This is a genomic window from Plantactinospora sonchi (assembly GCF_036422035.1).
GTDB classification, from domain to species: domain Bacteria; phylum Actinomycetota; class Actinomycetes; order Mycobacteriales; family Micromonosporaceae; genus Plantactinospora; species Plantactinospora sonchi.
Genome location: NZ_JAZGQK010000049.1, coordinates 1 through 22,280 on the forward strand (window position 1 = coordinate 1; position 22,280 = coordinate 22,280).

General features: G+C 73.1%; 17 protein-coding genes and 1 pseudogene. 5 read left to right on the top strand and 13 right to left on the bottom strand.

The window, feature by feature from the left end:
* Positions 1 to 825: IS5 family transposase (locus V1633_RS36635; RefSeq protein WP_331218783.1), on the top strand; the 825-nt coding region annotated here is incomplete at its 5' end.
* A 16-nt stretch (positions 826 to 841) separates the two neighbouring features.
* Here V1633_RS36635 and V1633_RS36640 read toward each other — a convergent pair.
* From V1633_RS36640 to V1633_RS36700, 13 genes are all read right to left on the bottom strand, one after another.
* Positions 842 to 1,867: a sporulation protein gene (locus V1633_RS36640; protein ID WP_331218784.1), complete on the bottom strand. Its 1,026-nt coding sequence runs from the start codon at positions 1,865 to 1,867 to the stop codon at positions 842 to 844.
* 119 nt (positions 1,868 to 1,986) lie between these two features.
* Positions 1,987 to 3,051 carry a hemolysin family protein gene (locus tag V1633_RS36645; RefSeq protein ID WP_331218785.1) on the bottom strand — a complete coding sequence of 355 codons (1,065 nt, stop codon included), beginning with the start codon at positions 3,049 to 3,051 and terminating at the stop codon, positions 1,987 to 1,989.
* A gap of 64 nt (positions 3,052 to 3,115) precedes the next feature.
* Positions 3,116 to 4,453, bottom strand: coding sequence for a hemolysin family protein (locus V1633_RS36650; RefSeq protein WP_331218786.1), 1,338 nt, complete (start codon positions 4,451 to 4,453; stop codon positions 3,116 to 3,118).
* Between the two features lie 395 nt (positions 4,454 to 4,848).
* On the bottom strand, positions 4,849 to 5,457 hold the full coding sequence (locus V1633_RS36655; RefSeq protein ID WP_331218787.1) for a hypothetical protein: 609 nt from the start codon (positions 5,455 to 5,457) through the stop codon (positions 4,849 to 4,851).
* Positions 5,458 to 5,588: 131 nt separating this feature from the next.
* Positions 5,589 to 6,263, bottom strand: a complete 675-nt coding sequence (locus V1633_RS36660) for a response regulator transcription factor (protein ID WP_331218788.1) — start codon at positions 6,261 to 6,263, stop codon at positions 5,589 to 5,591.
* A gap of 26 nt (positions 6,264 to 6,289) precedes the next feature.
* Positions 6,290 to 7,495 (bottom strand): sensor histidine kinase, encoded by a 1,206-nt coding sequence (locus V1633_RS36665; protein WP_331218789.1) that lies wholly within the window; start codon positions 7,493 to 7,495, stop codon positions 6,290 to 6,292.
* 27 nt (positions 7,496 to 7,522) lie between these two features.
* Complete coding sequence (gene mnhG, locus V1633_RS36670) at positions 7,523 to 7,882, bottom strand: monovalent cation/H(+) antiporter subunit G (protein WP_331218790.1); 360 nt, start codon at positions 7,880 to 7,882, stop codon at positions 7,523 to 7,525.
* Positions 7,879 to 8,139: a monovalent cation/H+ antiporter complex subunit F gene (locus V1633_RS36675; protein WP_331218791.1), complete on the bottom strand. Its 261-nt coding sequence runs from the start codon at positions 8,137 to 8,139 to the stop codon at positions 7,879 to 7,881. The genes mnhG and V1633_RS36675 overlap by 4 nt, the downstream gene beginning before the upstream one ends.
* Positions 8,136 to 8,864 carry a Na+/H+ antiporter subunit E gene (locus V1633_RS36680; protein ID WP_331218792.1) on the bottom strand — a complete coding sequence of 243 codons (729 nt, stop codon included), beginning with the start codon at positions 8,862 to 8,864 and terminating at the stop codon, positions 8,136 to 8,138. The genes V1633_RS36675 and V1633_RS36680 overlap by 4 nt, the downstream gene beginning before the upstream one ends.
* Positions 8,861 to 10,366: a Na+/H+ antiporter subunit D gene (locus V1633_RS36685; RefSeq protein ID WP_331218793.1), complete on the bottom strand. Its 1,506-nt coding sequence runs from the start codon at positions 10,364 to 10,366 to the stop codon at positions 8,861 to 8,863. Before V1633_RS36685 ends, V1633_RS36680 begins: the two co-directional genes overlap by 4 nt.
* Positions 10,363 to 10,893 carry a Na(+)/H(+) antiporter subunit C gene (locus V1633_RS36690; protein ID WP_331218794.1) on the bottom strand — a complete coding sequence of 177 codons (531 nt, stop codon included), beginning with the start codon at positions 10,891 to 10,893 and terminating at the stop codon, positions 10,363 to 10,365. Before V1633_RS36690 ends, V1633_RS36685 begins: the two co-directional genes overlap by 4 nt.
* A gap of 46 nt (positions 10,894 to 10,939) precedes the next feature.
* Positions 10,940 to 13,780, bottom strand: a complete 2,841-nt coding sequence (locus tag V1633_RS36695; protein WP_331218795.1) for a Na+/H+ antiporter subunit A — start codon at positions 13,778 to 13,780, stop codon at positions 10,940 to 10,942.
* Positions 13,781 to 13,916: 136 nt separating this feature from the next.
* The gene (locus V1633_RS36700; RefSeq protein WP_331218798.1) at positions 13,917 to 14,330 is read right to left on the bottom strand and encodes a hypothetical protein; all 414 of its coding nucleotides are present in this window, start codon (positions 14,328 to 14,330) and stop codon (positions 13,917 to 13,919) included.
* A 215-nt stretch (positions 14,331 to 14,545) separates the two neighbouring features.
* Here V1633_RS36700 and V1633_RS36705 point away from each other — a divergent pair, with 215 nt between their 5' ends.
* The 4 genes and pseudogenes from V1633_RS36705 to V1633_RS36720 all read left to right on the top strand — a co-directional run.
* Complete coding sequence (locus V1633_RS36705; protein ID WP_407952168.1) at positions 14,546 to 19,237, top strand: ATP-dependent helicase; 4,692 nt, start codon at positions 14,546 to 14,548, stop codon at positions 19,235 to 19,237.
* 105 nt (positions 19,238 to 19,342) lie between these two features.
* Positions 19,343 to 19,921, top strand: coding sequence for a hypothetical protein (locus V1633_RS36710; RefSeq protein ID WP_331218796.1), 579 nt, complete (start codon positions 19,343 to 19,345; stop codon positions 19,919 to 19,921).
* Between the two features lie 324 nt (positions 19,922 to 20,245).
* A complete protein-coding gene (locus tag V1633_RS36715; RefSeq protein ID WP_331218797.1) occupies positions 20,246 to 21,307 on the top strand; it encodes an FG-GAP repeat domain-containing protein in 1,062 nt (353 codons plus the stop codon).
* Between the two features lie 294 nt (positions 21,308 to 21,601).
* Positions 21,602 to 22,144, top strand: a pseudogene (locus V1633_RS36720) (hypothetical protein); the annotation flags it as partial.
* Positions 22,145 to 22,280 lie beyond the last annotated feature (136 nt).

Sequence of the window (22,280 nt, forward strand, 5' to 3'; positions counted from 1 at the left end):
GACGCCCAGTGGGAGATCCTCGCCGGGCTGCTACCCGAGCCCGCGTGTCGACGGCCCAGCGGCGGCCGGCCGGAACGTCACCACCGCCGGGCGATCATCGACGCGATCTTCTACCTCGTCGACAACGGGGTGAAGTGGCGGGCCCTGCCGGTGGACTTCCCACCCTGGGCCACGGTCTACGGCTTCCACGCCCGATGGAGTGACAACCTGACGGTGATCGAACTGACGGGCCGTCTGCGCGCCGCCCTACGGGTGGCTCATGGCCGCCAACCCGACCCCACCGCGGGTTGTATCGACGCCCAGTCCGTGTCCGAGACCGCCGAGGCCACCGTGCCGAAGACGACCAGCGGCTTCGACCCCCACAAACGGGTCAACGGACGGAAACGACACATCCTCGTCGACACCCTCGGCCTACTCATCGCCGTCCACGTCACCGCCGCCGACACCCACGACCGCGACGGGGCGTCACCCCTGCTGCACACCGCCGCCGCAGTGGGTGTCCGCCACCTCTGGGCCGACAAGGCCTACCGAGGCGACCTCGTCACCCGGACACGAGACAACCTCGGCATCACCATCGAGATCGCCACCGAACCCAGCAAAGGCAAGGGCTTCCAGGTCGTGCCCCGACGATGGGTGGTCGAGCGGACGTTCGCCTGGATCAGCCGCCGACGCCGCTGCGCCCGCGACTACGAACGCCTACCCGACCACCACGAAGCCATCGTCTACTGGGCCGCCATCATCCAGATGAGCCGACGACAAGCCCACATGACCTACCACAAACCCCAACACCAGGTTCAGAAACAGGCTCTATACAGAAAGCGATAGGAAGGGGCCCTTCCTTTCAGGTTCCGCTGCCGCCACCGCCGCCGCCGATGCCACCCTCACCGCCCGAGGTCTGCCGCAGCCCCCGACCGGGGTCGGTGCCGCCGGGCGTCGACGGACCCGCCGGGCCCTGCGGCTCCGGGGCGGACGGCGAACTGTCCGGAGTGTCCGTGCCGGACGGGCCGGGATGGGTCTGCTCCCGGGCCGACGGACGGACCCGACCCCCGGATCGGCGGGGCGCGGCCCGCACCGGATAACCGGCGGCGGCCGTACCGGTCGCGGTGTGCCGGGCCACCGCGTACCGGAGCCAGCCGTCCACGACGTTGAGCCAGTCGAGGTCGGCCGCGCCGGTGTGCCCGACCCGGAACCGGCTGATGCTGGCGTGACCGGCACCGGCGATCGCGATCCGGCGATCGAGAGTGAAGATCACCTCGACCCCGGACGGGTCGGCGAGAAAGGTCACCTCCAGTTCGTTGAACGGGCCGCCGTACAGCGGCGCCACCCAGAAGCCGATCCGCTGGTGGAACGGCAGCCGCTGGTCGACCCCGGGCAGTCGACCCGCGAGCAGCCCGACCTGACGGAGTTGGAAGCCGAGCTCGGCCAGGGCCGCGAGCACCCCCTCCTGGGCGGGCAGCGGGTGCACGTACACCGGGCGCAGGTCGCCACGGTCGAGCAGCGGGCTGACCGCCACCTCGGCCCGCAGCGCCACCCGCAGGTTGAGGTAGACGTGCCCGTTGATCACCGTCACCGGGGTCTCCCACGGGACCGGCACCCGGACGTCCAGACCCCGCCGCTCGTCGGCGGCCAGGACGAACGCCCCGCTGGCGAGCACCCGGTGGAACTCCGTCAGTACGTACTCGGCGGAACCGTCGGCCGGCTCGACCCGACCGACCAGGCTCAGGGCGAGCTGCTCGACGGTGGCCGGGGACCGGCCGGCGACGAGGGTGACCCGGCCCGGCAGGGTCAGCCCCGGCCGGGTGCTCGGATTGGGCAACACGGTCCGCACGGTCAGCCCCGCGCCGGGCAGCAACCTCCCGAAACCCACCGGCCGGTCCTTCCCACGCCGACGGACCGGAAACCCGGGTGCCCACTCCGGGCCGGAACGGACGCCGCCCGACCGGGATGTCCCGGACGGGCGGCGTCAGACGGCGGTGCCTGGCACGGTCAGCGGAGCCGGCGGCCCCGGGGCACCGGGTCGGTCTCGTCGTCGAACTCCCCGATGACCTCCTCCAGCAGGTCCTCCAGGGCGACGAAGCCGATCGGCCGGCCGGTCTCGACGTTGTCGCTGACCAGGGCGAGCTGCGCCTGGTCGGCACGCATCGCGGCGACCGCCTCGGTGACCGTCGCGGTCGCCGGAAGGATGAACGGCACGCTCATCAGCTCCCGGGCCGTCGCCTCCCGACCGGCGGTGGTGACCCGCACCGCCTCGCGGACGTGCACCACCCCGGCCACCTCACCCGGCCGGTCGAGTACGGCCAGCCGGGACCGCCCGCTGGTCCGGCAGACCTGTTCGATCCGCTCGGCGGGGTCGTCGATCCGGACCGACACGATCTGCTCCACCGGCTCCATCACCTGCGCCACCGTGGTGGCCTGGAGCTGGAGCATGCTGGTCAGCATCTCGTGCTGGTCGGCGGCGAGCAGCCCGTGCTCACGCGACTGCTGCAGCAGCATCCGCAGTTCCTCGGGCCCGTGCGCGTGCGCCAGCTGCTCCTCGGGGCGTACCCGGGCGAGCCGCAGGGTGAGGTTGGCCAGCCCGTTGAGCGCGGCCAGCACCGGCCGGGCCACCCGGGCGAAGGCCCGGAACGGCAACGCGAGCAACAGCGCCGAACGCTCCGGATCGGTGATCGCCCACGACTTCGGCGCCATCTCCCCGACCACCAGGTGCAGGAAGGTGACCACGGCGAGCGCGACGAGCAGTGCGATCACGTGGCTGGCCGTGGTCGGCAGGCCCACCGCGTGCAGCAGCGGGCTGAACAGGTGCTCGATCGCCGGCTCGGCGAGCGCGCCGAGCCCCAGCGTGCAGACGGTGATGCCGAGCTGGGCGCCGGCCAGCATCAGGGTCAGCTCCCGGACCCCGTCCAACGCCGCCCGGGCGGCCCGCCCCCCGGAGGCAGCCGCCTGTTCCAGCCGGTAGCGCTTGCTGGCCAGTAGGGCGAACTCGGCGGCCACGAAGAACCCGTTGAGCGCCAGCAGCAACACGGAGATCAGCAGTGCCCAGGTGGCGCTCATGCCGTCACCCCGCTGCGCTCCGTGCCGTCATGAGCCTGAACCCTGAACCTGCCGATTCGCTCGCTCATGCCAGCACCCGCAGTCGTACGGAATCGGCGACGTGCCGGTCGACGGCGAGCACCTCGACGTGGGCCCGGGGCAGGGTGTGCTCCGGATCGGTGTCGCCGTCCTGGGAGAGCCGGATCTCCAGCCGGTCGCCCACCTCGGGCACCCGGCCCAGTTCCCGCATCACCAGCCCGGAGAGGGTGTCGTACTCGGGCGCCTCCGGCAGGGTGATGCCGGTGCTGTCGGCGACCTCGTCGATGCGCCACCGTGCCGGTACCACCCAGGAACCGTCGGCCTGCCGGATCGGGGCCCGTTCGGGCGGGTCGTCCTCGTCCCGGATCGGCCCGACCAGTTCCTCGGCGATGTCCTCCAGGGTGATCACCCCGGCGAACCCGCCGTACTCGTCGACCACGCAGGCGAGCTGGCGGTGCCCGGCGCGCAGCCGGTCCAGTACGGTCGGCAGCGGCAGGGTCGCCGGCACCAGCAGCGGTGGTACGGCAACCGCTTCGACCGGGGTGCTGGCCCGCTCCGCCGGCGGTACGCCGAGCACGTCCGCGATGCCGACCACGCCGACGACGTCGTCCACCCCCTCGGCACCCCGGACCGGGAAGCGGGAGTGGCCGGTGTCCAGCATCTCCACCAGCCGACTCAGCGGCTCGTCGGCCCGGACGGTGTACACGTCGACCCGGGGCACCATCGCCTCGGCGGCGGTGAGCTGCCGGAAGTCGAGCCCCCGGTCGAGCAGAGTAGACATCTCGACGTCCAGGTGCCCCTCCTCGCGCGACTCGGCGATGATCTGCTCCAGGTCCTCGGGCGTCGCCCCGCTGGGCAGTTCCTCCACCGGTTCGATGCCGATCCGGCGCAGCAGCCGGGTGGCGGCGGCGTCGAAGAGCCGGATCACCGGGCCGGCGACGGTGAGGTAGATCAGGGTGGACCGGGCCAGCGCCCGGGCCAGCGGTTCGGCCCGGACGATGGCGAGGTTCTTCGGGGCCAGCTCGCCGAAGACCATCTGTACGACGGTGGCGATCACCAGGGCCAGCACGACCGACACCGGTGTGCTGACCGCGGGCGAGACACCCGCCACGCCGAGCAGGTCGGCGAGCCCGTCGCCGAGGTACGGCTCGGCGACGTAACCGACGAGCAGGGCGGTGACGGTGATGCCGAGCTGGGCGCCGGAGAGCATGAAGGAGAGTCGTCCGGTGACGGTGAGGGCCCGTTGGGCGGCGACGTCCCCGTCTTCGGCGAGTTGGCGGAGTTTGCCCCGGTCCACGGCGACATAGCCGAATTCCTGGGCGACGAAGTAGCCCGTCGCCACGGTGAGCACGATGATCAGAAGGAGACCGAGCGCGATCAGCACGGGCGGCTCAGCGCTCCCCGCTGCCGCGACTGGTGCGATGGGTGCCGGGTCCGACCCGGCTGGCTACAGCTGCCCTCCTGGGCAGTTGAGTCGATCACCCGACCATCGTACCGAACCCGCCTGAGCATCGGTCGGATTACCGACAGCGGCCGCTCAGTAAGGAACGAAGCCGAGTTCGTCCCTGACATGACGGCGCGGACGCCACCCCCACCACCCGGCGGGCCGGTCGCCCGGACCGAGGACGGCCGGGCGATGCTCGGCAGCTGGCGGGAGCCGGCCCGACCAGGGAGGTACAGGCCGCTACCCCGGCCCTGCCCCACCCGGCAAGGCGCGGGCCGCGACCCGGGCCCTGTCCGGTACCCGCCCCGGCCCTCCTCATCGGAGGGTCCGGTCAGCTACCGCCGGCCCGCCACGGCCACCACCGGCCAACGCTCGGCCGACGCGACGGTCATCGGCAGCAGCGCGCAGACCAGGGCCACCGCGCCGAGCGGCAGCAGGTCCAGATCCACCACGATCAGGGCGAAGCCGACGACCGTCAGTACCGGGCTCCACCACCGGAGGCGTCGCGGCGCGACGGTGGCGGCGAGCACGGTCAGCAGGATCATCGAGCCCGGGAAGAGGACCGGACCGATCGTGTCGAGCGCGCCGACCAGGCCGCTGGGCAGGAAGCCGGGAGAGCGCTCGTACTGCCGGAAGAGCTCGTTCATCCCGGCCCGGTCGACCGCCTGCAGCCCGACGACGATGTCGACCACCACGACCCGGACGAACGCGACCAGCCCCACCGCCCCGGCGACCACCGCCACGGTGCCGGCGGCCCGGTACCGGGGCAGGGCGTTCCGCAGCCCGACCAGCACCACGCCGAACAACCCGAGCGAGATCAGGTACAGCAGGTGGCCGATGGTCCAGGCCGGTCCGGGGCCACGGCTGCCGTCGATCCCGTCGATCATCCGGGCCAGGCCGTAGCCCAACAGCAGCACGGGCGCGGCGAGATAGCAGTACTTCACGGAAACTCCTCACATCGGGTGTCTGGCTCCCGATCCTCGGGTTTTCCGGTCCGTCCCGGATCGCCGCGCCGGGGGAACTCCCGACCCCGTCTCCCCCGTACGACGGAGCCGGGCGGCAGCCCCCGCCCGGCTCACCGCGACCCGACCAGCCCCGTCTCGTACGCGACGATGACCGCCTGCACCCGGTCCCGCAGATGCAGCTTCGCGAGCACGTTGCTGACGTGGGTCTTCACCGTGTGTTCGCTGACGGTCATGGCCGCCGCGATCTCCGCGTTGGAAAGTCCCCGTCCGAGCAGCCGCAGTGTCTCCCGCTCCCGTCCGGTGAGCCCGGCCAGCCGCTCGGCCGACGGACCCTGCTGTCGCGGCCGGTGTCGGATCAGGTCGGCGATCAGTCGGCCGGTCACCGTCGGAGCGAGCAGTGCGGCCCCGGCCGCCACCACCCGCACCGCGTGCACCAGGTCGTCGCGGCGCACGCTCTTCAGCAGGAAGCCGCTCGCTCCCGCGTAGAGCGCGTCGTAGACGTAGTCGTCCCGGTCGAAGGTGGTCAGCATCACCACCCGGGTCCGGGTCTCGGCGCAGACGATCCGGGCCGCCTCGATCCCGTCCATGGTCGGCATCCGGACGTCGAGCAGTGCCACCTCGGGCCGGTGCCAGCGGATCCGCTCGACCGCCTCGACTCCGTCGGCCGCCTCGGCCACCACGGTGATGTCCGGCTGCGCGTCGAGGATCGCCGCGAACCCGCTGCGGACGAGTTCCTGGTCGTCGGCGAGGACCACCCGGATCGCCCCGCCGCCCGGCACGCTCAAGGTTGGTCCGCCCTCCGGTGCCCCCGTCACCGGCCGCCCCCGCCCAGCGGCAGTCGGGCGGAGACCCGGAAGCCGGTCTCGCCCGGCCCGGCGTCGGCGGTACCGCCACAGGCCTCGGCGCGTTGCCGGATCCCGGCCAGCCCGTGCCCGCCCCGGGGGGCGGGAAGCCCGGTGTGACCGGCCCCGTCGCCGACACCCCTGGGCTGACCGGATCCGTCGTCGGTGACGGTGACGACAAGCTCGTTCTCGGTCCAGTCCAGACGTACCGCAGCCGACCTGGCTTCCGCGTGTTTCAGCGTGTTGGTCAACGCCTCCTGCACGATGCGGTATCCGGCGGCCTCGGCACCGGCCGGCAGTGGCCGTACGGTGCCGACCACGGTCAGGTCGACCGGTAGGCCGGCGCCACGCACCTGGTCCACGAGTGCCGGTATCCCAGCCACCGTCGGCGGCGGCACCCGCACACCGACGTCGGTCTCCGACCTGAGCACGCCCAGGGTCCTGGACAGCTCCTCCATCGCCGACCGGCCGGCCTCGGCGATCACGTCGAAGGCCCGTTCGGCCCGCCGCGGATCGCCACGCATCAGCACCGGCCCCGCCTCGGCCTGCACGACCATCACGCTCACCGCGTGCGCGAGCACGTCGTGCATGTCCCGGGCGATCCGGTTCCGCTCCTCCGCCACCGCCCGAGCGGCGTCCGCCTCCCGTCCGCGCTCCAGCTCCGCCGCCCGCTGCGCCACCGCCTCGATCCGGGCGCGGTTCGTCCGGGCCAGCGTGCCGAGCAGGTACGCGGTCAGCGGCAGCAGCATGGTGAACATGAACTCGGCGAGGGTGTTGCCCTTCAACAGGAACGAGGCCGGCGGAAAGGTGAGCAGGATGATCCAGAGGAACGTCCGGCGCTGCCACGGCCGCCCCAGGTCGGCGATGGTGTAGATCGCCACCAGGCCGCTGTACTGCAGCATCTGCCCCGGCCGGTGGTGCAGCGAGACCAGCCCGGCGAAGACGAACACCAGCGCCGCCACGGCGAACGGCGCCCGCCGCCGCCAGACCAGGGGCACCACCGACGCCACGTTCAGCACGACACCGAGCGGGGTGACGTGCCCCGGCGGCGAGGTGACGAACGGCACCGACAGCGGTACGGCGACGGCGGCGGCCAGCGCCCCGTCGACGACGTACGGGTTGGTGGTCCGGAGTCGGTAAAGCATCCCGGCCCGACGCGACGACGGTGCAGACATGAGCCCCAGTATGGGCGCCGGCCGGACTCAGCCCGTCGGCCCCGGGTCGGTGTCCCGGTCGGCCAGTTCGTCGACGACGAGCAGGTCACGGCGCACCCGCCCGGTCCGGTACGCCGCCCGGCCGATCATCTGCGCGGTGAGTGGCGCGGTGGCCAACTGGAACGCCCCGACGAGCACCAGGGTGGCCAGGTCGGCGCCGTTGCGCAGACTCACCGCCTGGGCGAGCAGGATGAACAGCACCCCGAGCACCTGGGGTTTGGTGGCCGCGTGCATCCGGGAGATCACGTCCGGGAACCGGATCAGTCCGACCCCGGCGACCAGGCTGAGCAGCCCGCCGACGATCAGGCACACCGCGACGGCGACGTCCAGGACGTCGCCGCCGGTCACGCCTCCTCCCCGACGGTGAACCGGACCAGGGCGACCGAGCCGACAAAACCCAGCATGGCGAGGGCGATCAGGATCGGCAGGGTGGTGGCGTGCCGGTTGACCGCCGCCTCCGCGCCGAGCGCGCCGATGATGATCGAGATCAGTACCTCGGCCGCGACCACCCGGTCCAGCAGGGCCGGCCCGCGTACCACGCGGAGCAGGGCGAGCCCCGCGGCGACCGAGAGCAGGCCGACAAAAACGGCAGCGACGACGCTCATGGTGGTTGTCTCCGTTCGCTGGGCCCCGGGACGGACACCTGACGCAGTTCGGCCGCGGAGCCGATGGCCCGGACGAGTCGCGCCTCCAGGGCGAGGATCCGGTCCCGGCTGTCGGCCAGGGTCCGGTCGTCGTGCGCGTCGAGGACGTGCACATAGAGCGTTCCGGTCTCCCGGTCCGCCTCGACGATGAGGGTGCCGGGGACCAGCGACAGCACCTCGGCGGTCAGGGTCAGGTTGAGGTCGGTGCGGACCCGCAGTCGTACCGCGACGATGGCGCCGGGAGGTTGTCGACGGGGCCGTACCGCGAGCCAGCCGACGTGCACGCTCGCCACCACCAGCTCGACGACGAACCAGACGACGAAGTCGGCCAGGGCCAGCGGTCGGAGCCGGCCGCCGAAGGTGACCCGGGGCAACGGAAAGACGACCAGTACGACCACGGCGACCAGCACCCCGCCGAGCAGGTTGCCCCAGGAGAACTCGCCCCAGAGCAGACTCCAGACGACAACCAGCCAGGCGATGGTGATCAGGTGGTCCCGGCCGCGACGCCAGACCGGCCGCCGCACCCCGGCCCGCCGGTCGCCCCCCGTGTCCCGGTCCGTCACGTCCCGGTCAGTGCCGCCCCAGCCGGTCATGTCCCGGTCAGTGCCGCCCCGGTCCGCGCTGTCCCGGTCCGTCGCCGGCCGCCGGTGCGCCCCGGGCTCCCGGTCGCCGGCCGTCCCGGTCACGGGGTGCCGCCCGGGAAGACCGCGTCCACGTACGGCGTACGGTGCAGCAGGTCCTCGGCGGCCTCGGCGCCGACCTCGAAGAGCGGACCGGCGGCCACGGTCAGCGCCAGGCCGAGCAGGACCAGCGCGGCGGTGGCCCCAACCATCAGCCGGGGCAGTTCCGGCGCCGTCCGCGGATCCGCCAGCCGGGGCGCCCGCCAGAAGGCCAGACTCCACACCTTGGTCGTCGCGTAGAGGGTGAGCAGGCTGGTCAGCGACCCGACGCCGACCAGCAGCCAGGGCAGGACACCCCCGGCGGCGACCCCGGCCTGCAACAGCCCCAGTTTGCCGAGGAAACCGGAGAACGGCGGTACGCCGGCGAGGCTCAGCGCCGGCAGCAGGAACATGATGCCGAGCAGTGGCGCCACCCGGGCCAGCCCGCCGATCCGTTCCAGGTTGGTGCTGCCGGCCCGCCGTTCGACCAGACCGGCGGCCAGGAACAGGGTGGTCTGGACGGTGATGTGGTGGACCACGTAGAAGATCGCCCCGGCCAGGCCGGCGACCGAGGTCAGGGCCACCCCGAACAGCAGGTACCCGATGTGGCTGACCAGGGTGAAGGAGAGCAGCCGTTTGACGTCGGTCTGGGCGACCGCGCCGAGGATCCCGACCAGCATGGTCAGCAGGGCCACCACCAGCAGTACGTCGGTGGTCCGGCCGCCTGGGAAGAGCAGCGTCTCGGTACGGATGATCGCGTACACGCCGACCTTGGTCAGCAGGCCGGCGAAGACCGCGGTGACCGGTGCCGGCGCGGTCGGATAGCTGTCCGGCAGCCAGGCGGAGAGCGGGAAGACCGCCGCCTTGATCCCGAACGCGAGCAGGAGCACGAGTTGCAGGGCGAGCCGCAGGTCGGCGGGGAGGGCGTCGAGCCGGTGGACGAGTTGGGCGAGGTTCAGCGTCCCGGTCGCCGCGTAGACGAGTCCGACGCCGCTCAGGAAGACCATCGACGACAGCAGGCTGACCACGACGTACGTGGTGCCGGCCCGGATCCGCACCTCGGTGCTGCGTACGGTCAGCAGGACGTAGCTCGCCGCCAGCAGGATCTCGAAGCCGACGAAGAGGTTCAGCAGGTCGCCGGCGAGGAAGGCGTCGGTCACACCGGCGGTGAGCACCAGGTAGGTCGGATGGTAGATCGCCACCGGCGCGTGCTCACCGGGATCCGCCCGGCCCTCCCCGATCGAGTAGAGCAGCACGCAGAGGGTCACCGCCGCCGAGACCACCAGCATCAGCGCCGCCAACTGGTCGGCCACCAGCACGATGCCGATCGGGGGCGGCCAGGCGCCGACGTGGACGACGAGCGGGCCGTCCCGGTGGGCGTACCAGAGCAGCAGCACCGCGACGGCGAGGGTGACGGTCACGGCCGCGACGCTGACCACCCGCTGGGCGACCGGCCGGCGACCGAGTACCAGGGTGAGTGCCGCGCCGAGCAGCGGAACCACCACCGGCAGCGGAACCAGGAAGTTCATTCCCCGTCCGCCTCCTCCCGGTCCGGTCGCCGGGGCGGGCGCGGATCGTCGCCCAGCCGGCGTGGCGGCGGTTCCGGGTCGACCTGCTCCGGGTCGATTCCCCCGGCACCGCCGATCCACGGGTCCCGGGCCACCTCGGCGAGGCTGTCGTCCGGCCCGGAGTTGCGGTCCTGCTCCGCGAGACGGACGATCCGGCGGTCCTCCAGGTCGTCCTGCACCTCGTCGTGGCCGATCAGCTGCCAGCTCCGGTACGCGAGGGCGAGCAGGAACGCGGTCATGCCGAGGGTGATGACCAGGGCGGTGAGCACCATCGCCTGGGTCAACGGGTCGCTCATCCCGGCGGGCGGGGTGACGCCGAGGACCGGCGCCCCGCCGGACCGGCCGGCGAGCAGGATCAGCAGGTTGACCCCGTTGCCGAGCAGGATGAAGCCGAGCACCACCCGGCTGAGGCTGCGTTCCAGCAGCAGGGTGACACCGGTGGCGCAGAGGACCCCGACGACGACCGCCAGCACCAGGTTCGGTCTCATGCCGGCTCCGCGTCGTACCCGGCGCGGTGGCGACCGGTCGACCCGCTCATCGCCGTACCTCCGGGCCGGGCGCTCCGGTGGTCCGCACCCCGGCGCCCGGCTCGTCCTCCGCCTCGATCTGGCGGTCCACCTCGGCACCGAGGCTGCGCAGGATGTCCAGCATCAGACCGACCACGACCAGGTAGACGCCGGTGTCGAAGAAGATCGAGGTGACCAGGTGCACCTCGCCGACCAGCGGCAGCCGCAGGTCCAGCATGGTGCTCTGCAGCACCTGGCCGCCGAGCACCATCGCGACCAGCCCGGTGCCGACGGCGACGAGCAGTCCGGTGCCGAGCACCACCCCGGCGTCGACCGGGGCGGCCTGGTCGAGTTCGTGCCGTCCGCCGGCGAGGTAGCGGACCCCGAGCGCGAGACCGGCTACCAGGCCGCCGGTGAAGCCGCCACCGGGGGCGTTGTGCCCGGCGACGAGCAGGAAGATCGAGAAGAGCATGATCGTGTGGAAGAGCAGCCGGACGACCACCTCCAGGACGATCGAGCGACGCCGGCTCTGCAGGGTCGCGCCGGCCCGCAGCCAGATCCGCTCGGAGCCGGCCGATGTCGGCAGGTCGTGCCGGCGGGGCCGGCGCGGTCCCCGACGTCGCTGGAAGATCAGGCTGGCCACTCCGGTGGCCGCGGCCACCAGCACGGCGATCTCCCCCATGGTGTCCCAGGCCCGGATGTCGACCAGGGTCACGTTGACCACGTTGCGGCCGTACCCGAAGGTCCGGGCCGCCTCCGGGTAGTCGACCGAGACGGGGGTCGCCCGCCGGCCGCCGGTCGCGGCGAGAGCCAGACCGGACATCACCACCCCGACGACCACGCCGAGCGCGATCCGGCCCCACCGGGTCCGGCGCAGTGGTCGGGCGGAGAACCTGGCCGGCAGCCGTCGCAGCACCAGGGCGAAGATCACGATGGTGACGGTCTCGACCAGGAACTGGGTCAGGGCCAGGTCCGGCGCCCCGTACAGGACGAAGAGCAGGGCGACGCCGTAACCGGTGATCCCGACCAGGATCACCGCGGTGAGCCGGCGTCGGGCCCGGACGGCGAGCACCGCGGCGAGCACGAGCACCGACCCGATCGCCGCCTGCATCGGGCTTCCCCACTGTGGTTGCCGGTCCGGCCACGGGTCGCCGAGCAGCAGGACGCCACCCGGCGCGACGACCAGGACCAGCAGAATGATGCCGAGGTAGTCGGGCAGTGAGCCGCGCTGGGTCGCACCGGTGACCTCGACGGCGACCCGGTCGAGACCCCGGGTGGCGTGCTGGTAGGCGGTGTCGCCGTCGAACGGGGCGCGCAGCCGGGCGAGCACCGCGCCGAGCGGGCCACGCAGGACGAAGAGCAGGCCGCCGCCGGCCAGCACCCCGGCGGAGAGGCCGAGCGCCAGCCCCGGGCCGTGCCAGAGCGCCAGGTGGTAGTCGGTCGCCCCGAACAACCCGGGGTACGCCCCGAGCAGCTCGTCGACCGGGCCGGCGAGTACGCCGAGCGCCAGTCCGGCGACCGCGAGCAGGGCGGGCGGCACCAGCAGGGCGGGCTCGACGGGGCGGGTCGGGGTGGTTCCCGCGCCGGGCCGGTCGGCGAACGTGCCCCAGACGAACCGGGCCGCGTAGGCGACGGTGAGCACCGACCCGGCGACCAGGGCGGCGAGCAGCGGCGGATCGCCGGCGACCGCCTCGAAGACCGCCTCCTTGGCGACGAAGCCGAACAGCGGCGGTATCCCGGCCATCGACGCGGCGGCGAGCCCGGCGACCACGCCGACCAGCGGCATCCGTCGCCACAGCCCGGAGAGCACGGTCAGGTCCCGGGTGCCGGCGCGCTGGTCGACGATGCCGACCACCAGAAAGAGGGCGGCCTTGAACAGGGCGTGGGCGAGCAGCATCGCGACGCCGGCGAGCGCGGCGTCCCGGGTACCGGCGCCGACCAGCACGATCAGCAGTCCCAGCTGGCTGACCGTGCCGTACGCGAGCAGCAGTTTGAGGTCGACCTGGCGGAGCGCGGCCCAGCCGCCGAGCAGCATGGTGCCGGCCCCGGCGACGAGGACCACCGGGCGCCACGGGCCGGTGTCGGCGTACACCGGGGCGAGCAGTGCGACCAGGTAGACGCCGGCCTTCACCATGGCGGCGGCGTGCAGGTAGGCGCTGACCGGGGTCGGCGCGGCCATCGCGGCCGGCAGCCAGAAGCTGGCCGGGAAGATCGCCGACTTGGTCAGCGCGCCGACCAGGATCAGCAGCACGGCGGTGGCCAGGTAGCCGCCGCCCGGCGGGGGGCGGGCGGCGATCTCCGACCAGCGGTACGTGCCGGCGTGCTGTCCGATCATGACGAAGCCGACCAGCATGGCCAGCCCGCCGAGGGTGGTGACGATCAGTGCCTGGGCGGCGGCCCGCCGGCTGGCCCGCTGCTCCGGGTGCTGCCCGATCAGCAGGTACGAGCAGACGCTGGTCAGTTCCCAGAAGACGTAGAGCAGCAGCAGGTCGTCGGAGACGACCACGCCGAGCATCGCGCCGACGAAGCCCACGAAGACCCCGACGAACCGGCCGAGGCCGGGCTCGTCGGCGCCGAAGTAGCCGGCGCAGTAGACCAGTACCAGCGCGCCGATCCCGCCGATCAGCAGCACCATCAGCCAGGAGAGGGTGGTGACCCGCAGGGCCAGGTCGAGCCCCAGTCCCGGCACCCACGGGTACGTCTCGACGAGCGCGCCGCCGGCGGTGACCGGGCCGGCGTTTCCGACCGCCCAGCCGACGGCGGCGGCCGGGGCGAGGGCCAGCGGGTAGCAGGCACGCCGGCCCCAGCACCGGACCAGCACGGGCGCGACGGACGCCGCCCCGAACTGGAGGGCCAGCAGCACCAGCATGCGCACTCCAGGTGGGTGTCGGCGCAGGTGCTGGCGGGCCCTGGACGCACCGACCCCTGCGACTCACAAGGATCAGACGACACGGCCGCTGGTGGAGGCGGGGATTTGGCCGAATCGGCCGGAGTGGGTTCGCCGGTCAGCAGACGGCGCAGGGCGAGTCGACCGGGTGGGTGCCGGCGCCGGGGCCGTCCGGGGTGGAGAGGACCGCCAGGTCCGGCCGGCCGAGCTGGCGGACCACCTGGTTGATCACCTGTTGGGCGGCGGCGAGCGAACGCCGGGGCAGCACCCGGCCGTGGGCCTCGCGGCGCAGCACCAGGGCGTGCACGGCGGCCCGGACCCGGGCCCGGTCGGCGGCGCTGGCGGCGGTGGTGTCGGCGACCAGTTGCCGCAGGGCCACCGCGAGCCGCTCGGCGAGTTCGAGGTCGGCTCCGCGCAGTGCGGTCCGCGCCACGGTCAGGTACGTCTCCACCCGCCGGGCCAGCACGTCGGTCTCGGCCGCGACCCTCGGGGCGCCGGGCACCACCGCGGTCGGGGGCGCGGGGACGGCCAGCGTCACCGGTACGCCCGGCACCGTCGGAGCGACCGGTTCCCCTGGAACGCCCGGGACGGTACGCGTCGCCGCCGAGGCGTCGCGATCCACCGGGACGTCGCGTGAAACGCTGGTCATCCGGGCCCCCTTGGCGCCGACTCAGGTTTCGGCGAAGTTACTTTAGGTCGCACACCTACCGCAAGCAGTTAAGTGAGACTTAGCCCTCATCTCAGGCGATACCAACGATCAAACGGGTACCGATCCCCCGTTCCGCCAGGATCGGGACCATCCGTGCCGCCCCGGATGTCAGACCGACCGGGCAGGATTGGCGGGTGACCGACGTGCTGCAGCCGTTCGGGGTGGCGACCCGGGAGTGGTTCACCGCCGCGTTCGCCGCGCCCACCGACGCCCAGGCCGGCGCGTGGCGGGCGATCGGCGCCGGGAACAACGCCCTGGTGGTCGCGCCGACCGGCTCCGGCAAGACGCTCGCCGCCTTCCTCTGGTCGCTGGACCAGCTGGCCCGCCAGCCGGCGCCCGACGACCCCCGGCGACGCTGCCGGGTGCTCTACGTCAGCCCGCTCAAGGCGCTCGCCGTCGACGTCGAACGCAACCTCCGGGCCCCGCTGACCGGGATCCGGCACGCCGCCTCCCGCCTCGGTCTGCCACCACCCGAGATCACCGTCGGGATGCGCACCGGCGACACACCGGCCGACGAGCGCCGGGCGTTCGCGCGTACCCCGCCGGACATCCTGATCACCACCCCGGAGTCGCTCTTCCTGCTGCTCACCTCCGCCGCCCGGGAGTCGCTGCGCGGCGTCGAGACGGTGATCGTCGACGAGGTGCACGCGGTGGCCGGCACCAAGCGCGGCGCCCATCTGGCGCTCACCCTGGAACGGCTGGACGCGCTGCTGCCCGCTCCGGCGCAGCGGATCGGGCTGAGCGCCACCGTCCGGCCGGTCGAGACCACCGCCCGGTTCCTCGGCGGCGCCCGCCCGGTGACCGTGGTGCAGCCGACCACGGCCAAGACCATCGAGGTCAGCGTCGAGGTGCCGGTCGAGGACATGACCCGGCTCGACGAGCAGCCGGAACCGGGCGACGACGAGCTCGGCGTCCCCCGCCGGGCGTCGATCTGGCCGGCCGTCGAGGAACGGGTGTACGCACTGGTCCGGTCCCACCGCTCGACCATCGTCTTCACCAACTCGCGGCGCAGTGCCGAACGCCTCTGCGCCCGCCTCAACGAGTTGGCGGTGGAGGAGTTCGAGGGGGCCCGGCCGCTCCCGCCGGACCGGCTGCCGGCGGAGATCATGGCGCAGTCCGGGGCGGCGGCCGGCGCTCCGCCGGTGATCGCCCGGGCCCACCACGGCAGCGTCTCCCGCGAGGAACGCAAGCACATCGAGGAGGCGCTCAAGTCCGGGCAGCTGCCGGCGGTGGTCGCCACCTCCAGCCTGGAGCTCGGCATCGACATGGGCGCGGTCGACCTGGTGGTGCAGATCGAGGCGCCGCCGAGCGTCGCGGCCGGGCTGCAGCGCGTCGGCCGGGCCGGCCACCAGGTCGGTGCGGTCTCCCGGGGCGTGGTCTTCCCGAAGCACCGGGGCGATCTGCTCAGCTGCGCGGTCGTCGCGGAACGGATGACCGACGGCGCGATCGAGGAGTTGCACCATCCCCGCAACCCGCTGGACGTACTCGCCCAGCAGGTGGTCGCGATGGTCGCGCTCGACGAGTGGCGGGTCGGCGACCTGGCCGCCCTGGTCCGCCGGGCGGCGCCCTTCGCCGAGTTGCCCGACTCGGCCCTGCACGCCGTCCTCGACATGCTCTCCGGGCGCTATCCGTCGACCGCCTTCGCCGAGCTGCGGCCCCGGCTGGTCTGGGACCGGTCGGCGGACCTGCTCACCGGCCGGCCGGGCGCGCAGCGGCTCGCGGTGACCAGCGGCGGCACGATCCCGGACCGGGGCCTGTTCGGCGTCTTCCTGGCCGGCGCCGAACGCGCCGCCCGGGTCGGCGAACTGGACGAGGAGATGGTCTACGAGTCCCGGGTCGGCGACGTCTTCCTGCTCGGTTCGTCCTCCTGGCGGATCGAGGACATCACCCCGGACCGGGTGCTGGTCTCGCCCGCCCCCGGGCAGGCGGCCCGGATGCCGTTTTGGAAGGGCGACCAGCTCGGCCGCCCGGTCGAGCTGGGCAGGGCGATCGGCGCCCGGCTGCGGAATCTGGTCCGGGCCGGCGACGACGAGACGGCCCGCGCCGGGCTGCGTGCCGGTGGGCTGGACGACTGGGCGGCTGGCAACCTGGTGGCGTACCTGCGTGAGCAGCAGGCGGCGACCCGCTCCGTGCCCGACGACCGGACGGTGCTGGTCGAACGCTTCCGCGACGAGCTCGGCGACTGGCGGCTGGCCGTGCACTGCGTGCTCGGGGCGCGGGTCAACGGCCCCTGGGCGCTGGCCATCGCCCGCCGGCTCGCCGAACGGTACGGCGTCGACGCCCAGGTGGTCCCCTCCGACGACGGGATCGTGATCCGGCTGCCGGACACCGCCGAGGATCCGCCCGGCGCCGACCTGGTCGCCTTCGACCCGGACGAGATCGCCGGGCTGGTCGAGGAGTCGGTCGGCACCTCGGCGCTGTTCGCCGCCCGGTTCCGGGAGTGCGCCGCCCGGGCGTTGCTGCTGCCCCGTCGCGACCCGCGCCGCCGCCAGCCGCTCTGGCAGCAGCGCCAGCGTGCCGCCCAACTGCTCGACGTGGCCCGCGAGTACGCCGACTTCCCGATCACCCTGGAGGCGGCCCGGGAGTGCCTGCAGGACGTCTTCGACCTGCCCGGCCTGGTGTCGCTGATGCGGGAGGTGGCCACCCGCAAGGTACGGCTGGTCGAGGTGGAGACACCCCGGCCGTCACCGTTCGCCCGGTCACTGCTCTTCGGCTACGTCGGCGCGTTCCTCTACGAGGGCGACGCCCCGCTGGCCGAGCGCCGGGCCGCCGCGCTGGCCCTCGACTCGGCCCTGCTCGGTGAGCTGCTCGGCCGGGTCGACCTGCGGGAGCTGCTGGACCCGACGGTGGTCGCCGAGACCGAGCGGCAGCTGCGCTGGCTGTCCGAGCAGCGGCGGCCCCGGGACGCCGAGGACGCGGTCGAGCTGCTCCGGCTGCTCGGCGACCTCTCCGACGACGAGCTGACCGGGCGCGGGGTGGAGCCCGGGTGGCTGACCGGATTGGCCGAGGCCCGACGGATCCTGCGGGTCCGGGTCGCCGGTGAGGAACGCTGGATCGGGGTCGAGGACGCCGGCCGGTACGCCGACGCGCTCGGCGTGGCCCTGCCGGTCGGGGTCGCACGGGCGTACCTGGAACCGGTGGCCGACCCGCTCGGGGATCTCGTCGCCCGCTACGCCCGCACCCACGGCCCGTTCGCGGCGGCGACCTGCGCGGCCCGGTTCGGGCTCGGCGTCTTCGTGGTCGAGCAGACGCTGCGCCGACTCGGCGCCGACGGGCGGGTGGTCTCCGGAGAGTTCTCGCCGACCGGCACCGGCACCGAGTGGTGCGACGCGGAGGTGCTGCGGCTGTTGCGCCGCCGGTCGCTGGCCGCGCTGCGCCGGGAGATCGAGCCGGTACCGGGCCGGGTGCTGGCCACCTTCCTGCCCCGTTGGCAGCAGGTCGGTGCGGCGGCCCGGGGGGTCGAGGCGGTGGCCGCCGTGCTGGAGCAGTTGCAGGGCTTCGCGGTGCCGGCCTCGGCGCTGGAGAGTCTGGTCCTGCCGGCCCGGGTCGCCGACTACTCCCCCGCCTACCTCGACGAACTCTGTGCCAGCGGCGAGGTGGTCTGGGCCGGCGCCGGGGCGATCGGTCGGGGTGACGGCTGGCTGACCCTGGCGTACGCCGACACCGCACCGCTGCTGCTGCCCCCGCCCGCCGAGGCGTTGGCGATGACCCCGCTGCACGAGGCGGTGCTGGCGGCGCTCGCCGACGGGCAGGCGCTCTTCTTCCGGTCGCTGGCCGACCGGGTCGGCACCGCGCTCCCCGAGTCGGGCCCCGCCGACGACGAGGCGCTGACCGCCGCCCTCTGGGACCTGGTCTGGGCCGGTCGGCTGACCAACGACACGCTGGCTCCGCTGCGGGCGGTGCTCGGCGGCGGAGGCGCGCACCGGGCCCGGACCAGCGCGCCCCGGACCCGCTACCGGCGTCCGGGGCGGCCGACGATGCCCGCCCGCACGGGGCCGCCGACCGTGGCCGGGCGCTGGTCCCGGCTGCCCGAACGGGACACCGACCCGACCCGGCGGGCCGCCGCCCTCGCCGACGTGCTGCTCGAACGGCACGGTGTGGTGACCCGGGGCGCGGTGGCCGCCGAGGGTGCGCCGGGCGGTTTCGCCGCCGTCTATCCCGTGCTGGCCGCCATGGAGGAACGCGGCGCGGCCCGACGCGGATACTTCGTCGAGGGGCTCGGCGCCGCCCAGTTCGCGGTGCCTGGTGCGGTGGACCGGCTGCGGGCCCTCGCCGAGCCGGAGGAGCTGGGGCGCCGTTCCGGGGTGGCCCGGGTACTCGCCGCCACCGACCCGGCCAACCCGTACGGTGCGGCGCTGCCGTGGCCGGCCCGGGTCGTCGACTCCGGTGACGGCACGGTCGACCCGGGCACCGCCGGGGGCGGCCCGGCGAGCGGCTCCGCGACCGGGCACCGGGCCGGGCGGAAGGCGGGCGCCCTGGTGGTGCTGGTCGGCGGCGACCTCGTGCTGTACGTCGAGCGTGGTGGCCGTACCCTGCTGTCCTTCGTGGACGATGCCGGGGCGCTGGCCGCCGCCGCCCGGGCGTTGGCCTCGGCGGTCGGCTCGGGAGCCCTCGGCGTACTCGCGGTGGAACGGGCCGACGGCGCTGCCGTACACGCCTCCGCGCTGCGCGACGCGCTCACCGAGGCCGGGTTCCGGACCACGCCGAGAGGTCTGCGGCTGCGGGGCTGACCGGAGCCGGGCAGGCAGGCCCGGCGACAGGTAACTGGCTTGTGGGACGCCGATAACCTGACGACGGACATGATCGACGGTCCAGCGGCGGGCGGAGGTGCACCAGTGGCACGGCAACGGGTCGGGCAGCGTCGGCCGGGCGGCACACCCGCGCCGTACCGTGGCCCGGGTCGGTTGCGGTCCCCGATCCTCGGTGTCGACGTCGGCGGGGTGATCGTCGCGCTCGCCGGGCGGGAGGAGGACACCTCGTTCTTCGGCAGCCGGCCGCTGGAGACGCCGGCCACGGTCGGGGTCTTCGACGCGCTCGCCACGCTGACCGGTGGGCCGTTCGCCGGGCAGGTGCACATCGTCTCCAAGGCCGGCCCCAAGGTGGCCGCCAACACCCGCGCCTGGCTGGACCACCATGACTTCTTCGGCCGTACCGGCATCTCCGCCGGCAACGTGCACTTCGTCCGGGAACGGCGCGACAAGGCACCGGTCTGCCAGCGCCTCGGCATCACCCACTTCGTGGACGACCGTCTCGACGTACTCGCCCACCTGGAGACGGTCAGGCACCGCTACCTGTTCCGGGGCGGGACCGGCGAGCAGCCCGCCGTCCCGGCGTCACCCGACTGGGCCACCCCGGTCGACACCTGGGGGGACCTCGTCACCCTGATCCGGGAGTCGATACCCGGCCGGCCCTGACCGGCTGTCCCGGGTGACGGGGGCGGTCCCGACGCCGCCCACCGTCAACCTGAATCGCGGCGTTCGCGCGGACCACGAAGGTCGTCGATCCCATGGGGGCGGCTGCCTGGTTCGATGACGGTACCGGCGGAATACCGGTGGTGTACCGGCAGTCTCCGTCCAGTGTGCTTTGCGAGGCTCGGACGTGGTTTCCACGAATCCGCGCCGGGTCCGCCGTCCACGGGGGTCCGCGCTGGCGTACGTCGCCAGCCTGGTCGGCGTTTGTGGTCACCGCACTCACCATGGCCCGGTCCCCGATGGACCGGGCTCTCATCTGGAGGTGCAGTGAACAGGACCCTGTCCATTCCGGGCCGACGCGGGCCGCGACGGTTCGGTACGACGTTGGCGGTCGCCGTCACGACGGTCGCCGTCACGACGGCCACCATCGCCACGCCGGCAGTCGCGGCCAACCCCGCCCCCGACCCGGTCCGGCCGCCCATGGTGGCCCCGCTGGCCGCGACGGTGGCCTGCGACCCCGACGGCCCGACCGCTGACGACGCCGCGCTGGCGACCGACCTCAACACCCGGTTGAGGTCGGACATGCGCGGATACATGACCGGCTACCGGGTCTCCTGTGCCCGGATGGTCGTGGCAGCGGTGCGGGCCCGCGGCCTTGTCGAGCGGGCCGGGGTGATCGCGATCGCCACGGTGATCGTGGAGACCCATCTGCAGAACATCAGCGTGGAGGTCGACCACGACAGCCTCGGCCTGTTCCAGCAGCGGGCGTCCTGGGGCACCCGGGCGCAGCGGCTGAACCCGACATGGGCCACCGACGCCTTCCTCAACAAGATGGAGCGCGTCTATCCCAACGGATCGTGGAAGACCGCGCCGATCGGCGAGGTCTGCCAGGCCGTGCAGGTCTCGGCGTACCCGGACAAGTATCAGGTGCAGGCGTCGGACGCACAGATCATTGTCGACGCCCTCTGGGATCCACCGGCCTCTGAACCGGCTCCGGTTCCGGTGCAGGACCCGAACGCGATCCAGCAGTCGGGCGACTTCAACGGCGACGGACGCGACGACGTCGCCATGCTCTACCACCACAGCGACACCTCGATCGAACTGTTCACCTCACGCGGCAACACCAACGGCGGATTCGGCACCTTCACCGGCAGCTACAAAATCCCCGCCAACGCCTGGAAATGGAACTCCTTCCGCACCATCGCCGGCGACAACAACGGCGACGGACGCGACGACCTAGCCGCCATGTACTACCAGTCCGACGGCTCCATCACCATGCACACCGCACTAGCCAACACCAACAACGACGGCGGATTCGCCCCCTTCACCGGCAGCCTCACCATCCCCGCCAACGCCGCCTGGAAATGGGACTCCATCCGCCTCCTCTGATGCGCCCGGTAAAACCAGCACCCGTTCTGCACGCCCCTCCGGGATTCTCGGATCCCACCGTCACCCCCAAGGAGCATGATGCGCCTCCCGATACGCGAGACCCTGTCGAGGCAGCGGCCGAGGCCACCGGCGCCGCACCGGTTCACCGTGGCCATCTCGGCGGTGCTCATCGCCAGCCTCGGCGCGGTGTCCGCCCCGGCGGCTGCCACCGCACCCGCCGAGTCCGCCGCCGCCCCGGCACCTGCCGCCGCCAACCCGAATCCGTCCCGGATCACCGACGCGTCATGGTGGCTCATGCAGGAACTGGTGAAGCTCGACTCGGGGACCAGGGACGCCGGGATCTACGCCAACAAGCCCGGCTACCACAACACCCGTGCCGCCAACAGCCCGGACAACTACTCCGTACGGGATACCGAGGACAAGGGAGGCCCGTCGGACAAGGCCGCCGCCTACGACTGGACCTTCCCGGAAGCGCAGGGCTACGCCGTCGCTGACGGTGTCGAGCTTCAGCCACACGTCACCCACTCGCCGACCGTGGTGACGGCGGCGGCGGACTACGGCAGGATCGCCCGCTACTCGAAGCGTCTGATGGCCTCGGGTCAGGACCAGAGAGACCCTCGTCTGGACGGCTGGCGGGAGTTCTACGGCCAGACCGACACCGACAGCACCGTCGAGGGCTGGGACTTCCGGTACGACCGGGCGGCCGTGACCAACGACGACACGCACCTGTGGCACATCCACCTCAGCGAGGACCGCGACAAGGTGACCAGCTACGACAACAAGGAGGCGCTGCTCAGCGTCCTCCGCGGCGAGACCGTGGAGGAGTGGCTGAACAAGCCCGACAAGCCGGCTCCGGTTCCGGTGCAGGACCCGAACGCGATCCAGCAGTCGGGCGACTTCAACGGCGACGGACGCGACGACGTCGCCATGCTCTACCACCACAGCGACACCTCGATCGAACTGTTCACCTCAC